Source organism: Haloactinospora alba, from assembly GCF_006717075.1.
GTDB lineage: Bacteria > Actinomycetota > Actinomycetes > Streptosporangiales > Streptosporangiaceae > Haloactinospora > Haloactinospora alba.
Genome location: NZ_VFQC01000001.1, coordinates 3,535,471 through 3,550,089 on the forward strand (window position 1 = coordinate 3,535,471; position 14,619 = coordinate 3,550,089).

The following is a 14,619-nucleotide window of genomic DNA, read 5'->3' on the forward strand; positions in this document are numbered from 1 at the left end:
CCCCAAGCCTACGCGGGAATGTCCGATCCCACACTCCGTTCACCCCACCCCTACCCTCACGTGAGGATAGAGTTCTCCCCGGGCGCTTCCGCACTCCTACGAGCGCCCGTTCCGCAGCGCCCGACCCGGTCCGACCGCGGTCGCCCGTGTCGGCGCCTCCATCGCATCTCGAACGCGACACCACGAGGGATCCATGCCGACGTACCGTGTCCAAACACACAGCGGAGATGTGCACACCGTCCAAGCGCTGCGCGCCCGCGCCGATACCCAGACCCTCTACCTGGAGAGCCGGTCGGCCGGACTGTGGAAGTCCGAGCTGGACCTCCCGCTCGACCAGGTGCAGCGGGTACAGCGCCGTTTCACCGAGAACGACGGCCGGTGGACCTGGCTGACCGAGCAGATCTCGGTTCCGTCCGGCGGCGTCAGCACCGGCTGAACGCCGCCGCCACCGGAAAGCGCCCGGGCGCCCCGGACCCGCTGACGCGGGCCGGGAGCCGGGGTGCTGTCTCAGCCCTCCGGATCGTCGAGGGCCGCCCGGACGCGGCGGAGCACCTCGTGCTTTCCCGCTGAGGCCGGATAGACGGCCACCAGCACATCCTCGTCGGCCTCCCCGTGCGGTGTCCCGGCGGCCGGGGACTGATCGTCGCGGAGGACCGCCCCGAGCGAACGGGTGACGAACTCCATCGCCCGGTCGAACCGCTGCCAGGGCACGGGCTGTTGCGGGTCGTGCAGCCAGGAGCGCAACACGTGGTTGTGCGCGGCGATGACCGACGCCGCCAGCGCCTCCCCCGCCAGCACACGCTGGCCCTCCGTCTCGCCGCGCGCCAGGTAGCGGCTGAACGCGGTCTGGTACCGCGCCGTCATGGCGATCTCGCGGTCCCGCAGCCGTGACTGCGCCCGTACCAGCCGGAACCGGGGGATCGTGATCTCGGGAACGTCCACGTAGGCCCGGAAGACCATCCGGGCCGCGGCGCACACGGTGGCGGCGGGATCACCGGCCGGGGACGCCTCCAGGTAGCTCTCCACCGTGCCGAACAGCTCGTCGTGCTCGGCGAAGAGGATGTCCTCCTTGGAACCGAAGCGGCGGAACAGGCTGCGCCTGCTCACTCCGGACTCGGCGGCGACGGCGTCCATCGTCGTCGCGTCGTAGCCCTCCCGCTCGAACAGCCGCACGGCGGCGGCGACCACCTCGTGGTGCCGGGAGGGCCCACCGCGTTCCCGCCCGCTGCCGCTGACCTCCCCCACGGCATCTCCCCTCGTTAGGTCTCCGCTCTTTCGGGGCAGCTCAGTAACCACCCGCCCCGAGCCTGACACACTCCCGGACAACAACTATCGTGGCACTTAATGCCATAACTAGGCACCCAGTGCCATGCCTGGCGAGCGGAAGGGGACCCATGACCGAGCTGTACACCACCACGGAGGAGCACGAGGAGCTGCGCTCCGCCGTACGCGCCGTCGCCGACGACAAGATCGAACCGAACGCCGCCGCCGTGGACGCCGCGAGCGCGTTCCCGCAACAGGCCTACGACGCCCTGCGCGCCACCGACTTCCACGCCGCCCACATCCCCGAGGAGTACGGCGGGGTCGGCGCCGACGCCCTGGCCACCTGCATCATCATCGAGGAGGTGGCCCGCGCCTGCGCCTCCTCCTCCCTGATCCCGGCCGTCAACAAGCTCGGAACCATGCCGCTCCTCCTGGGAGCCTCCGAGGACGTGAAGCAGCGCTACCTGCCCCAGACGACGCGCGGCGAGACGATGTTCTCCTACGGCCTCTCCGAGCGGGAGGCCGGCTCGGACACCGCCAACATGCGCACCCGCGCCGACGCCGACGGCGACGACTGGGTCCTCAACGGGCAGAAGTCCTGGATCACCAACGCCGGCGTCAGCGACTACTACACCGTCATGGCCGTCACCGACCCGGAGGGCAAACGCGGCGGCAACATCAGCGCCTTCGTGGTGCACGCCGACGACCCCGGTTTCACCCTGGGTGAGCCGGAGAAGAAGCTCGGCATCAAGGGTTCGCCCACGCGGGAGCTGTTCTTCGACGACGTCCGCATCCCCGGTGACCGCCTGGTGGGCTCGGTCGGCGAGGGACTGAAGATCGCGCTGCGCACCCTGGACCACACCCGGATCACCATCGGCGCCCAGGCGATCGGCATCGCCCAGGGGGCCCTGGACCACGCCCTGGCATACACCAAGGAGCGCCAGCAGTTCGGCACCGCCATCTCCGAGTTCCAGGGGGTGCAGTTCATGCTCGCCGACATGGGGATGAAGCTGGAGACCGCCCGCCAGATGGTGTACGCCGCCGCGGCCAAGTCCGAGCGGGAGGACTCCGACCTGTCCTTCTTCGGCGCCGCCGCCAAGTGCTACGCCTCCGACGCCGCGATGGAGATCACCACCGACGCCGTCCAGCTGCTGGGCGGCTCCGGCTACGTCTCCGACTTCCCGGTGGAGCGCATGATGCGCGACGCCAAGATCACCCAGATCTACGAGGGCACCAACCAGATCCAGCGCCTGGTGATGGCCCGCCAGATGCTGAAGGGCGGCACCCGCTAGGTCCTGTTTTTTGGACGCTGTTCGTCACGAGCGGCGTCTCCGGTGCCGCCCGGCAAGGCCGGTCAGGGAGGCGGAGCGGACCCTCCGCCGACCGACGAGAACGCCGCCGGGCGGTGCCCTGGGGCGGCGCGCAGCAGGACAAGCGTCCGAAAAACAGGACCTACGAGCGACTACGGCCGCCCTCTCCGCGCACCGGCCAGAGGGCGGCCCCGGCTCCACACCTCCCCAGCGTTCCCACCGCTGGGATGAACGGGAAAAGCGCGCCCACCCGCCCCTCGGCCGACCGGCGAACCCCGCCCCGTCCGGGGCGACGGAACGCGCGGCTCGGCAGGGGCGGAGCGGTGTCCTAGTGCTCGTCCCGACGCGCCCGCTCGATGAGGCGTTCGGGGTCCCAGTCGAGCTCCCCGCTGGCGATCTCCCCGAGTGTCCGGTCGATCCAGGCGATCTCGGCCTCTCCCATGGCGACGGCGTACTCGTCCTCGATGAGGTGGATCCGTGGCAGGGCCTCCGCGGCGCGCCGCGTCGTCTCCGCCGTCCGCGCGACCGTCTCGGCGAGTTCGGCACGGCGCTGCCGCAGCAGCTCGGCTGCGGTGCTAGTGGTGACGATGGCCATGTAGGAGAGGGCGGCCGGGAACAGCGGGAACTCGCGGGCCGGCGTGGAAAGCAGGCGGTGCAGCGAACCGAGCAGTTCGCTGCACCCCCGCGCCGTGATCTCGTAGACCGTCCGCTGCGGGTACCTGCCCGCCTGTTCGGTACCGCTGGCCGCGATCAGCCCCTCCCGTTCGAGCCTGCCCACCGTCTGCTGGACGCTGTTGCGGCTGCGGACGTTGACGACCCTGTCCTTGCCGCGCTCCCGGATGAGCGTGTGCATCCGGTACGGGTGCATCGGGGCCTCGTACAGCAGCGCGAGCACGACGAGGTTCAGCGGGGACCGCGTCCCCTCTCCGGCATTCTCGGGCATGCGCTCACAGTACAACTAGTCATATTATGACTATAGGTACTGGTTGAGAGGAGCCGGACATGGCCACACCGAACACTCCGCAGCGACGGCACCCCCCGGTGCGGGCGAGTATCGTTCTCCTGCTCGCGGGAACGGCGCTCTACGTCATACCGAGCGCGGTTCACGGAAACCCGCCGGTCGACTCGGCCCAGGACACTCTGGAGTACGTACGCCAACGCCCGTCGTGGCGCCTCGTCCACATGGCCAACATCCTCGCGGTCCTGCTGTGGGCCGGCGCGTTCACAGCCCTGGCGCCGGTCGCCGCACCCGCATCCCGGACCCTGGGGTCGTGGCTCCGTGTACTGTTCACGGCCTCGGCCGCGGTGTTCGCGGTCTACTTCAGCCTGCACGCGTTCGGACTCAGCACTCTCGCCGACCGGTACACCGCCCAGGGTGCGGATCCCGCCGCCGTGCTGCAGCAGACGGAGGCGGTACTGACCGCCCTGGGGAGTACCGCGTTCACCGCCCAGGCGATGCTCGGCGCCTCCGTGGCGCTCTCCGGGGCGGTGTTCTCCCGTTCCCACCTCGTGCCCGGCTGGGTCGGATGGTGCGGTGCCGTGGCCGGGACCGGCTGGCTGGTCGGGGCGCTGCTGGTGAACTTCGCCGTGATCGTGCCGTTCACCGCCCTGACGTGGCTGTGGACCGTGATGCTCGCGGTACCGCTGTGGCGCGGCGCCACCAGGGAGACAGCACCACCCGCGTCAGCCGTCCCTTCGGGCAGTTCCGGCGACTGAGGCCGTGGCGTCGGCAACACCAGACCCAATCCCACAAGCGTTCACCGGACCGGAGTGACCTCACTCCCCCGCGGCGTGGGTCCGGCCATCCCGAAAACACCGTGCCACCAGCCCATTGGCACCACTCGTAGCTCATCGTTTCAATCACGAACACTCCGTAAACACCGGCATCAGACAGAACCGGACTCGCTGCGAAGCCAAGACGAACAGGCCGTTGACACTGGACAGATCCAGGTATTTAATGAAAGTAATCATTGGTCACGGAGTGACAGACGTGTCCCACCTGCGAAGACGCCCCACGGGGTGATCGACGGCCGAGGTGATACATGTGCGTCCTGCTTCCCAGCCCGACTTGGCCACCCGGCACAGGGACGTGATGCCACCCTGGTCACCGCTTTACCACAGGGACGACCCCCTGGAGATCGCTTCCGGGCAGGGGTGCTGGGTGCGTGACGGTCACGACCGTAGCTACCTCGATTTCTACTCGGGGATAGCCGCCAACATCCTCGGTTACGACGTTCCCGAGGTACGCGCGGCGGTGGAGCGTCAGCTGCGTACCGGAATCGTCCATACGTCAACGTTCTATCTCATCCGGTCCCAGGTGGAATTGGCCGAACGCGTTGCGAGGGTATCCGGGATCGCGGACCCCGTGGTGTTCTTCACCTGTTCCGGAACCGAAGCGGTGGAGACGGCTCTGCTACTCGCCACGGAATACCGACGCAGCCACCAGGTCGTCGCGCTGCGGCACGGTTACCATGGCCGCTCGTTCGGGGCTCTCGCGGTAACGGGCGACAACCGTTGGAAGGGCATGGGACTCTCCCCCGTGAACGTCGCTCACATCCCCGCCGGCCGGCCTGAAGGCAGTACGTCCGCGGACCTGGACGGGCCGGCGTACGTGCGACTGTGCGCGGAGGAACTGGAGCACCTGGTCGACACGGAACTTCCGCAGCCGGTGGCGGCCCTGCTTGCGGAACCGGTGCAGGGGGTGGCCGGTGCGGTGCCGTTGGAGTCGGGCCAGTTGGCAGCGTACGCCGAGATACTCAGAGAGCGGGGCATCCTCCTCATCGTCGATGAGGTGCAGACCGGGTGGGGGCGCACCGGCCGCTACTGGGGATATCAGTGGGAGAACGTGCGACCCGATCTCCTGGTGTTCGCCAAGGGGGTCGGCAACGGACTCGCTCTGGGCGGGGTGGTCGGACGGCGCGAGGTCATGTCCTGTCTGACGATGCCCTCTATATCGACGTTCGGTGGCAACCCACTGGCCACCACCGCGGCGGTGGCGACCCTCGACGCGATCGAGGACCGCGACCTGCCCGCCCACGCGCACCGGGTCGGCGACCTGTTGCGGGAACGGTTGGACCGACAGCTGTGCGACCTGTCCTCCGTACTTCGGGTGCAGGGCCAGGGTCTGCTCCTGGGGCTCGCGTTCGTACGTCCGGGAACGCACGCGCCCAGCCCGGAACGGGCAGTGGCCGTCCAGGAGGAGTGCCGCTCGAACGGCCTGCTGGTCGGGACCGGGGGTAGGGCGGGAAACCGTCTACGCATCATGCCGCCCCTGACCGTAACGGCCGAGGAAGCGCTACACGGCGCGGATGTCATCGCCGCTGCCGCCCGCAGGACGGACACCCATTGGAGGTGAAGGTTGGTATGCGTATCGAAGGCGACAAGACCACAGCACCGCGGCGCTTCCCCCTGACATCCGTTCAGCGCGCGTACAGGCTGGGGAGGGAGGATGAACAGCCGCTCGGTGGTGTGGCCTGTCACATGTACTTCGAGTTCGACGCCGCCACGGCACCGGATCCGAAGCGGCTGGAGACCGCGTACCAACGGTTGCAGGACCGGCACCCCATGCTGCGCGCTGTGTTTCCCACCGAGGAGGACGGGGTCCTCCACCCCCAGCCCGTGGACGAGGTGACGGTCCACGACCTCTCCGGATCGCAGCAGGACAGTACGGGAACTCTGACACGGCTGCGGGAGGACCTCTCACGCCGCAGGTCCGACGCGGCGCGTGGGCCGATGATGGACCTCCACCTCTCCCTGCTGCCCGGAGGCGGGTCCCGGCTCCACGTCGACGTCGACCTGATGGCCGCGGACCCGCCCAGCATCAGAACCGCCCTGAACGACCTTGCTGAGTTTTACGGACACGGCGATCTGCCGCCGCTGGACTACGACTTCCCCCAACACCAACGGCAGTACGGTCGGCAGGAGGCCGAGCGGCGGGAGCACCACGCCGCGAGCGCGGACCAGGCGATGAACGGCACCGACCTGACACCCCCGCGGCTTCCCATGGCACAGGCTCCGAACACCACGTCCGGGGCCCGGTTCCAGCGGCGAACGCTCCCGGTGCTCCCGGACGAGTGGCATCGGATCCGCGAGAGGGCGTCGCGGGCAGGCGTTCGACCGGAGACCGTCCTGTACGCCACCTACGCCCACACCTTGGAGCGTTGGGACGAAGGGCGCCAGTTCCTGCTCAACGTTCCCGTATTCGACAGGCCGCGGCTGCACTCCGGAATCGACCGGATCGTCGGCGACTTCACCCGCCTCCTGGTATCCCCGGTCACCACGTCCGACGCCGACAGTCTCCAGGAGTTGGTAAACGCCGCACAAGCCACCGACAACACCCTGCGCCGGGAACACGACGCCCCCACGGTGCAGGCCGTCGTCGAGGCGGCACACCGCCGCGGGGAGGCAGCTCCCGAGCTTGGCGCCGTCTACACCGAACTGACGCGGCCCTGGACCTCGGAACTGTTCACCCAGTGCTTCGGCGCGCTGTCCTGGATGGTGACGCAGACCCCGCAGGTATGGCTGGATTGCCTCACCTACCCCCAGGACGAGGGCGTGTGCATGGCCTGGGACACCGTGGACGAGCTCTTCCTTCCCGGCGTTCTCGACGGTATGGCCGAGTACTGCTCCACCATGCTCACCGCGTTCGCCGACCGGGATTGGCGCAATCCACCCCCCAACGGACTGCCCAAGGCCCAGCGCGCCACCCGCGACCGGGTCAACAACACGCGCGCTCCGCAGAGCTCGCTGCTGCTGCACGAACGGTTCTTCGCCCAAGCCGCCGTGGAACCCGAGCCCGCCGCCCTGCTACACGACGGGCACGCCCTGAGCCGGGGCGAGCTCGCTGAGCGCGCACTGCGACTGGCCGCGTTCCTAGGCGAGCGGGGTGTGGACAAGGGCGAGCCGGTCGGTATCTGCCTGGAACCGGGACCGGAGCAGGTTACCGCCGTACTGGGCGTGTTGGCGGCCGGCGGCTGCTACGTACCCGTCGGGCCGGAACAACCCGTCCTGCGTCGAAACCACATCCTGGACACGGCGGGAGCGAGGTTCGTCATCGCCGAGCGGCCGACGGACACGGGTGAGCCGGAAGGCGATGGCGGTTCGCCTGACATCACCCGCGTCTCCCCCACAGAGGCGAACAACCACAGGCCCCTGGACCGACCCGTCGGGGTGGAGCCACGGTCCCTCGCGTACATCATCTTCACCTCCGGGTCGACAGGCAGCCCGAAGGGTGTGGAGATCGAGCACCGGTCGGCAGCCAACACGCTCGAGGACCTCAACGAGCGCTGGGGAGTCGGGACGGAGGACCGCTGCCTGACCGTATCGGCACTCGACTTCGACCTGTCCGTGTACGAGATCTTCGGGCCTCTCATGGCAGGAGGGTCCGTGGTCGTACCGACGGTTGACGAGCAGCGCGACCCCGACGCCTGGCTGCGGCTGATCCACGGGCACCGTGTCACGATGTGGGACTCGGTGCCCGCGCTGCTCGACATGCTTGTGTCAGCGGCAGAGACACCGGATACGGGGAACGCGGCGAATCCCGGGACGTCCGGGGAGAAAGGAGTGGACCTGCTGCGCAGCCTGCGGCTCGTACTCACCGGTGGCGACTGGATCGCCCTCGACCTACCCGACCGCCTCCGACGCCTGGCACCGTCCTGCCGCTTCGTCGCCTGCGGGGGTGCCACCGAAGGAGCGGTCTACTCCAACTACTTCGAGGTGGACAGCATCGGGGCTGAGTGGACTTCCATACCCTATGGGGTCCCTCTACGGAACCAGCACTATCGCGTTGTGGATCCGCAGGAGCGGGACTGTCCGGACTGGGTTCCCGGAGAGCTGTGGATCGGCGGTGCCGGGGTCGCCCGTGGCTACCGCAACGACCCCGACCGCACAGCCGAGCGCTTCCGCGAGTCCGACAGCGTGCGCTGGTACCGCACGGGTGACATGGGCCGCTACCGCCACGACGGCGTCCTGGAGTTCCTGGGACGCATGGACCACCAGATCCAACTGCACGGCTACCGCATCGAGCTCGGCGAGATAGAAGCCGCCTTGAGCTCCCACCCGGATGTGTCCCGGGCGGTCGCCGTCGTCTCCGGGGAGGGGCCACAGCGCCGCATCGTGGCTTTCCTACAGCCCGCCGGGAAAACCGCGAACCTGGACACCGTACGACAGCTCGCTCGACGCTGGCTCCCCGACTACGCCTGGCCCTCCGACTATTTCGTGCTTTCCGAACTGCCGCTGAACGACAACGGCAAGGTGGACCGGAAGACACTTACCGCATGGGCGCTACCGGAACGTGAGCCGGCACCCCACGAGCCGCCCCACACCGGCACGGAGGAGGCCCTGGCCCAGGAGTGGACCGCGGTGCTGGGCGACGTCGTCTCCTCCCGCCACCAGAACTTCTTCGATCTGGGAGGGAACAGTTTCCACGCGATGCGGCTGGCCTCCGCGATCACCCGGCGCTTCGGCCTGAGGGTGCCGCTGCGGCAGCTCCAGTCCGCAGCCACACTGGCCGGGATGGCCCAAGCGGTCGACGAGGCGGCGAGGGACGCTCACGCCCCCGAGGCGACTCGATCCGCATCCCAGGCGGCAACATGACCGCCCCCCAAGCCTCCGACCCCTTGAGCCGATGGATCAAGAAGCTTCACGCCCCGCCGGGCGCCACCACCCGGCTGGTCTGCTTCCCCTACGCGGGAGGCGGAGCCAGCGTCTACCGCCGCTGGATTCCCTACCTGCCCGACACCTACGAGTTGTGGTCAGTCCAATACCCGGGCCGCGAGGACCGCTCCGGCGAAGAACTCCCGCGCGCCATGCAGGAACTGGCCCGCTCGGTCGCCTTCGCTCTCCAGTGGTTGAAGGGCAAGCCCTACACTCTGTTCGGCCACAGCATGGGGGCCATCGTCTCCTACGAGACCTGCCGCGAGATCGACAAACTCGGCATCACCGCCCCCGAGTACCTCGTCGTTTCCGGAAGTCCACCCCCGGACCAGGCAGCGGCATCCTGCCGCGCCGGGGCCGACCAGCACAGCCCGCCCCGGATCGCGAAGGGCGACGCCACAGAGATCGAGACGGAGGCGAACTCCCTCATCACCGCGACCCTTGAGGGGGACATCGAACTGCTCGCCGACCACACGCTCGAACCCGGCACTCGGACGGTCCCGATACCCGTGACGGTGCTCCACAACGACGCCGACCCAGGGGCCGACGCGAAGACGGTGCACGGTTGGCACTCCTTCACCGACCGCCGGTGCCGCTTCACCACACTGCCCGGCGATCACTTCGCCTGCTTCACCCACCCCGAGAGAACCGTACGAGAGGTCACTTCGGACCTGGCCCCACTCCGCCAGCCGGAATTCTGAGCAGCACAGGGAAGGAACAAAGGATCATGGACGTGACACCCAGCCTCAGCAACACCACCGAGGAGCTCATCGGTAAACGCCAAGCGCTGTTCGCCAACCTGGAAACCCCGGAGACGATCCCCCGGTTTTTCGAGGGGGTCGCCGACAACGTGAGCTGGACCCTGCACGGCAATCATTCCCTCGCCGGGGAATACACATCCAAGCAATCTTTCATCAACCAGGTCATAAACCGCCTCGGCCCTATGATGCGCAACGGTCTGCGCTTCCAGATCAACCGCCTGCACGTCGGAAGCCCTGTGACCGTAGCCGAGATGGAAAGCACCTCCGTCGGAATGGACGGCGCTCCCTACGATCAGATCTACGCCTGGATCTGCACCTTTGAGAACGGCACCATCGTGAACGTGCACGCCTATGTCGACTCGGTCGCCGTTATCGACTTCCTTCGCCGTAACGAAGGGTGAATCACAGGGAAGCGTGGGTATGTGAGAGGAACCCACGTGCTCCGTTCCCGGTTATGCCGGAGCTGTTCGCGGATGGGTGGAGAGCAGGGCCGCACGGAGTTCACGGCCTCACTGCCCCCTGTCCCCAGCCGCATGTATGGGGCCGCCGGGAGAGACCCCTCAGGGGACGCACCGAAATACAGGGCCACACCGACGCGCGAAGGCATCCTCATAACCACTGAGGGCGTCCGCCGATGCGCCTATCGCAGATTACGGGGGCAAGCTTCGGAAACGCTGGGGCTGCGAGGGCCGTGGTCCGCGCGGAGACGTGGTGTTCCTCGTGGGGAAACCGTCAAGGGACGAGAGGTCTTCAGCGTGTCAGGTCCGGTTCCGTAGCTGTCTCCATTCGCTCAGCGCCCCGGTTGAGCAGCACGTGCCGACGATGACCGGGACCCGGTCGGTACCCGCGTCCCCCGGCGCCACACGCGGAACTCTCTTGTCGTAGCCGGGCTTACGCGGGAGCGGACGGCGTTCCAGGGGCGCGGGCACCCGCTCGCAGCGCCCGTCATCCGTTGAGTAGCGCCACGATCCCGGCACGCACCCCGTCGTCGGGCTCCTCGGCCAGGGCCTCCCGCAGCGCCGCCAGGTAGCTCTCCCGCGCCTCGGCCACTTTCGCCCGCCCCTGCTCGGTGATCTGGGTGTAGACCCCGCGGCGGTCGTCCGCGCAATGGTAGCGCTCGGTAAGCCCGTTGCGCTCCAGCCGGTCGACCATCCTGCTCAACGAACTCTGGTTGATCGGGATCGACTCGGCCAGGAACTGCTGGCGCAGATGGCCGCCGTCGTCGGAGTAGTGCAGCGCCGCCAGCGCAGCGTACTCCGAGTACGTGAGGTCGTGCGGCTCCAGGGCGACCTCCAGGCGCTCGCGTACGCGCGCCTCGAACAGGCGCAGTGCCTGCCACCGGTGCTCCAGGGGGCTGGGTAGCTCGATGCGGGGGGACGGGGACGAGGAGGTCGCCGGACTCATGGCCGCTCCTTGCTCGTGCGGGCTTTGCACCAGCGTACCCCCTCTATACATCTATTGCACGGACGTAATTTTGATATACATATAACCCATATGAAATTATTGTATATACATAGGAATCACTCCGTGCGTCCCGTCCAGCCGCTCGTCCCCGCGGAACCCGAGCCAGGAGGAGGAAACCGTCATGCCCCTCGCCGTGTTCGCTCTGATGATCGCCAGCTTCGGCATCGGAACGACCGAGTTCGTCATCATGGGCCTGTTACCTGAGGTGGCCGACGACATGTCCGTCAGCCTCACCACGGCCGGCCTGCTCATCTCCGGTTACGCCATGGGCGTCGTCCTCGGCGGCCCGCTCTTCACCGCCGCGGCCACCCGCATGCCCCGCAAGAGCATGCTGCTGGTCCTCATGGTGCTGTTCATCATCGGCAACGCGCTCGCCGCGCTCGCGCCGTCCTACTGGGTCCTCATGGCCGGCCGGATCTTCGCCGCCGTCTGCCACGGCGCGTTCCTCGGCATCGCCTCCGTGGTCGCCGCGGACATGGTCGACCAGAGCAAGCGCTCCCGCGCCATCTCGCTGGTCTTCACCGGCCTCACGTCGCCAACGTCTTCGGCGCCCCCATGGGCACCTGGATCGGCCAGTACGCCGACTGGCGCGCCACCTTCTGGATGATCACCGCGATCGGCGTGGTCAGCCTGGTCGGCCTCGTCGCCCTCGTCCCCCACCAGCGGAACGCGGCTCCCGCACGGCTGCGGAGCGAGCTCGCGGTGTTCACCCGCGGCCAGGTCTGGCTGGCCCTGGCCACCGCCGGCCTGAGCATCGGGTCGCTCTTCGCGGCGTTCAGCTACGTCTCCCCGCTGATGACCGACGTCGCCGGGTTCGCCCCCGGGATGATCACCCCGCTGCTGATGCTCTTCGGAGTCGGCCTGGTCGTCGGCAACCTGCTGGGAGGCCGCTACGCCGACCGCGCCCAGGTCGCCACGCTCCTCACCGCCCAAGCTGTCCTGGCCGTGGTGCTGGTCGCCTTCACCCTGACCGTCCACGTCCAGCTGGCCGCCGCGGCCACGCTGGCGCTGCTCGGTGGCGCCGGCTTCGCCACCGTCCCCGGCTTCATGACCCGCGTCATCGACAAGGCCGAGGGAGCCCCCACCTTGGCCTCGGCGGTCGCCTCCTCAGCCGCCAACGCCGGGATCGCCGTCGGTTCCTACCTCGCCGGCGCCACCATCGACGCCGGGCTCGGCCTCACCGCCCCGCTCTGGGTGGGGGCGGCCATGGCCGTCGCCGCGCTCCTCGTCACCCTCGCCTCCGGCGCGCTCGACCGCTCCCGCCACCGCACGCGCGGCGCGGACGCAACGCTGGCGGGAGCACCCGACGAACCGGTCCGGGAGACGGCCACCTGACCAGTGACGGGACCGCGCCCCGGGCGGTACGGGAGCAACCCGGCCGTCCGGTGGCGTTCGTCCCCGAGCCCCCGCGCTCGCGGAACCGGGTCGGGAACCGACCCCCGTACCGGCCGTTCCGCCGGAGGACACCACCGGCCTGCCACCAGAGACACCGCACATCTCCTCATGACCGCCGCGGTCTCTCGCCACCCCGCCCGCCCCGGGCTCCTATTACGCTTGCGGCCATGGTGGGACGTCGCTGGGGTGGGGAACTCGCTCTCTGGGCCCTTCTCGCCGCCACGCTCGCTGTGGAACTCGCCGATACGGACAGCACCGCGCCCCTACCACCGGCTGCGGGAACAGTCGCTGGTGCGGCGCTCGCCATGTCCCTACGGCACTTCCTCCCCCACACGGCCCTGGCGCTCACCACGGCCACCGCCCTCCTCCACACCCTCGCCGGCATCCACGGCGTGCTGGGAACCGGCCTCACCACCTGCTGGATCACCGTGGCCGTCACGAGCTACCACGTGGGGCGGTGGAACGTTCCGCTGCGCCCCGCGGCCGTCCTCTTCACTGCCGCTGCCACGGCGACACTGCTGCTGTGCGAGGTTCTCGGCATCATCCAGGGCGGTCCGCGGCAACTACTGGAGGGACTGTGGCACTGGGCCGCAACGACCGTTCTCCTGCTCCTCGCGGGTGTGGGTCCCTGGCTGTTCGGGCGGTTCTGGCGGTTGCGCACCGAGCTGAACACCGGCGGGTGGAGTATCGCCGAGCGTGTGGAGCGGGAACGCGACGTCGACATCGAGCGTGCCCGGCTACGGGAACGCACCCGCATCGCGGCCGAGATGCACGACTCCCTGGGGCACGACCTCGCGCTCATCGCGGTCCGGGCGTCCGCCCTGGAGATGGCCCACAACGGCGACCCCGACCAGGCAGCCGCGGCGGGCGAGCTGCGCGAGGCCACCCACGCCGCGACCTCGCGGCTGAGTGACATCGTCCGCGTGCTCCGGGAGGGCGGCGACGCCCCTGTCACCCGTGGCACCGACCCCGACATCACCACCGTGATCGAACGGACCTCCGCCGCCGGGGTTCCGGTGCGGTGGCTGCGGGAAGGCCCGCCACCGGATACCGCGACGGAGGCGGGACGCACCGCGTGCCGGATCGTGCAAGAGGCGCTGACGAACACGATGAAACACGCGGCCGACCCGCGCGTCACCGTGGAGACCGCACAGCTCGCCGCGGAGCTCGTCGTCACGGTACGCGAGACGGGAGGGGCCGGACAGCAGGCCACCGCTCCCGGGCACGGTTCCGGATCCGGCCTCGCGGAGCTGCGGTCGCTGGTGGAGGACCTCGGCGGCACCTTCGAAGCGGGTCCCGGCAGCGACGGTTTCGTGGTCACGGCACGCTTACCACGTGACGACGGCGCCACCACCGCGTCGGCCGCGGCCCAACAGCCGGATGCGGCCAGGAAGCGCACGGAGGCCGCCCACCGCACCCGGCGCGGGCTGCGGCGGCTGATCGTGGTCCCCCTCGCCCTGGCAGGGGTGGTGTCGGTGCTGGGAGCGGCGGTGAACTACGTGGTCGTGGCAAACTCGGTGCTGTCGCATTCGGAGTACGCGGGACTCTCCACCGGCACGCCCCGCCCCGAGGTGGACCGTCGGCTTCCCGCGTTCCAGGAACCCGACGGCCGTTCGGTCGACCAACCTCCCGTGCCCTCCGGAGCGTCCTGCCAGTACTACCCGGAGAACGTGTGGAGCGGGGAGCCGTTGTACCGACTGTGCTTCAGGGACTCGACACTGGTCGCCAAGGACGTGGTGCGACGTTGACACCAGCGGGGACGGACCGTCCGG

General features: G+C 69.0%; 11 protein-coding genes and 1 pseudogene. 9 read left to right on the forward strand and 3 right to left on the reverse strand.

Features of this window, described 5'->3' with window-relative positions; all coding sequences use genetic code 11:
- Window positions 1-229 precede the first annotated feature (229 nt).
- Window positions 230-436 (forward strand): hypothetical protein, encoded by a 207-nt coding sequence (locus tag FHX37_RS16005; protein ID WP_246062319.1) that lies wholly within the window; start codon window positions 230-232, stop codon window positions 434-436.
- Window positions 437-507: 71 nt separating this feature from the next.
- Here FHX37_RS16005 and FHX37_RS16010 read toward each other — a convergent pair whose 3' ends face one another.
- Window positions 508-1,245, reverse strand: a complete 738-nt coding sequence (locus FHX37_RS16010; RefSeq protein ID WP_141924656.1) for a TetR/AcrR family transcriptional regulator — start codon at window positions 1,243-1,245, stop codon at window positions 508-510.
- Between the two features lie 149 nt (window positions 1,246-1,394).
- Between FHX37_RS16010 and FHX37_RS16015 the strand changes: the two genes are divergently transcribed.
- Window positions 1,395-2,555: an acyl-CoA dehydrogenase family protein gene (locus FHX37_RS16015; RefSeq protein WP_141924657.1), complete on the forward strand. Its 1,161-nt coding sequence runs from the start codon at window positions 1,395-1,397 to the stop codon at window positions 2,553-2,555.
- 346 nt (window positions 2,556-2,901) lie between these two features.
- Here FHX37_RS16015 and FHX37_RS16020 read toward each other — a convergent pair whose 3' ends face one another.
- On the reverse strand, window positions 2,902-3,516 hold the full coding sequence (locus tag FHX37_RS16020) for a PadR family transcriptional regulator (RefSeq protein ID WP_141924658.1): 615 nt from the start codon (window positions 3,514-3,516) through the stop codon (window positions 2,902-2,904).
- A gap of 59 nt (window positions 3,517-3,575) precedes the next feature.
- Between FHX37_RS16020 and FHX37_RS16025 the strand changes: the two genes are divergently transcribed.
- From FHX37_RS16025 to FHX37_RS16045, 5 genes are all read left to right on the forward strand, one after another.
- Window positions 3,576-4,289, forward strand: coding sequence for a DUF4386 family protein (locus FHX37_RS16025; RefSeq protein ID WP_141924659.1), 714 nt, complete (start codon window positions 3,576-3,578; stop codon window positions 4,287-4,289).
- A 376-nt stretch (window positions 4,290-4,665) separates the two neighbouring features.
- Window positions 4,666-5,928, forward strand: a complete 1,263-nt coding sequence (locus FHX37_RS16030; protein ID WP_141924660.1) for an aspartate aminotransferase family protein — start codon at window positions 4,666-4,668, stop codon at window positions 5,926-5,928.
- Between the two features lie 8 nt (window positions 5,929-5,936).
- Window positions 5,937-9,167 (forward strand): non-ribosomal peptide synthetase, encoded by a 3,231-nt coding sequence (locus FHX37_RS16035; RefSeq protein WP_141924661.1) that lies wholly within the window; start codon window positions 5,937-5,939, stop codon window positions 9,165-9,167.
- The gene (locus tag FHX37_RS16040; RefSeq protein WP_141924662.1) at window positions 9,164-9,928 is read left to right on the forward strand and encodes a thioesterase II family protein; all 765 of its coding nucleotides are present in this window, start codon (window positions 9,164-9,166) and stop codon (window positions 9,926-9,928) included. Before FHX37_RS16035 ends, FHX37_RS16040 begins: the two co-directional genes overlap by 4 nt.
- A 26-nt stretch (window positions 9,929-9,954) precedes the next feature.
- The gene (locus FHX37_RS16045) at window positions 9,955-10,389 is read left to right on the forward strand and encodes a nuclear transport factor 2 family protein (RefSeq protein ID WP_141924663.1); all 435 of its coding nucleotides are present in this window, start codon (window positions 9,955-9,957) and stop codon (window positions 10,387-10,389) included.
- Between the two features lie 544 nt (window positions 10,390-10,933).
- Here the strand turns inward: FHX37_RS16045 and FHX37_RS16050 are convergent.
- On the reverse strand, window positions 10,934-11,392 hold the full coding sequence (locus FHX37_RS16050) for a MarR family winged helix-turn-helix transcriptional regulator (RefSeq protein WP_141924664.1): 459 nt from the start codon (window positions 11,390-11,392) through the stop codon (window positions 10,934-10,936).
- 247 nt (window positions 11,393-11,639) lie between these two features.
- Between FHX37_RS16050 and FHX37_RS16055 the strand changes: the two are divergent.
- A pseudogene (locus FHX37_RS16055) lies at window positions 11,640-12,787 on the forward strand (MFS transporter).
- Window positions 12,788-13,014: 227 nt separating this feature from the next.
- Complete coding sequence (locus tag FHX37_RS16060) at window positions 13,015-14,595, forward strand: sensor histidine kinase (RefSeq protein WP_141924665.1); 1,581 nt, start codon at window positions 13,015-13,017, stop codon at window positions 14,593-14,595.
- The last annotated feature ends 24 nt before the right edge of the window (window positions 14,596-14,619 follow it).

Excerpts from the sequence above, each read along its gene's own strand:
- FHX37_RS16045 (WP_141924663.1), top strand. The coding sequence starts at position 9,955 with ATGGACGTGACACCCAGCCTCAGCAACACCACCGAGGAGCTCATCGGT.
- FHX37_RS16020 (WP_141924658.1), bottom strand. The coding sequence starts at position 3,516 with ATGCCCGAGAATGCCGGAGAGGGGACGCGGTCCCCGCTGAACCTCGTC.
- FHX37_RS16050 (WP_141924664.1), bottom strand. The coding sequence starts at position 11,392 with ATGAGTCCGGCGACCTCCTCGTCCCCGTCCCCCCGCATCGAGCTACCC.
- FHX37_RS16015 (WP_141924657.1), top strand. The coding sequence starts at position 1,395 with ATGACCGAGCTGTACACCACCACGGAGGAGCACGAGGAGCTGCGCTCC.
- FHX37_RS16025 (WP_141924659.1), top strand. The coding sequence starts at position 3,576 with ATGGCCACACCGAACACTCCGCAGCGACGGCACCCCCCGGTGCGGGCG.
- FHX37_RS16035 (WP_141924661.1), top strand. The coding sequence starts at position 5,937 with ATGCGTATCGAAGGCGACAAGACCACAGCACCGCGGCGCTTCCCCCTG.
- FHX37_RS16060 (WP_141924665.1), top strand. The coding sequence starts at position 13,015 with ATGGTGGGACGTCGCTGGGGTGGGGAACTCGCTCTCTGGGCCCTTCTC.
- FHX37_RS16030 (WP_141924660.1), top strand. The coding sequence starts at position 4,666 with ATGCCACCCTGGTCACCGCTTTACCACAGGGACGACCCCCTGGAGATC.
- FHX37_RS16040 (WP_141924662.1), top strand. The coding sequence starts at position 9,164 with ATGACCGCCCCCCAAGCCTCCGACCCCTTGAGCCGATGGATCAAGAAG.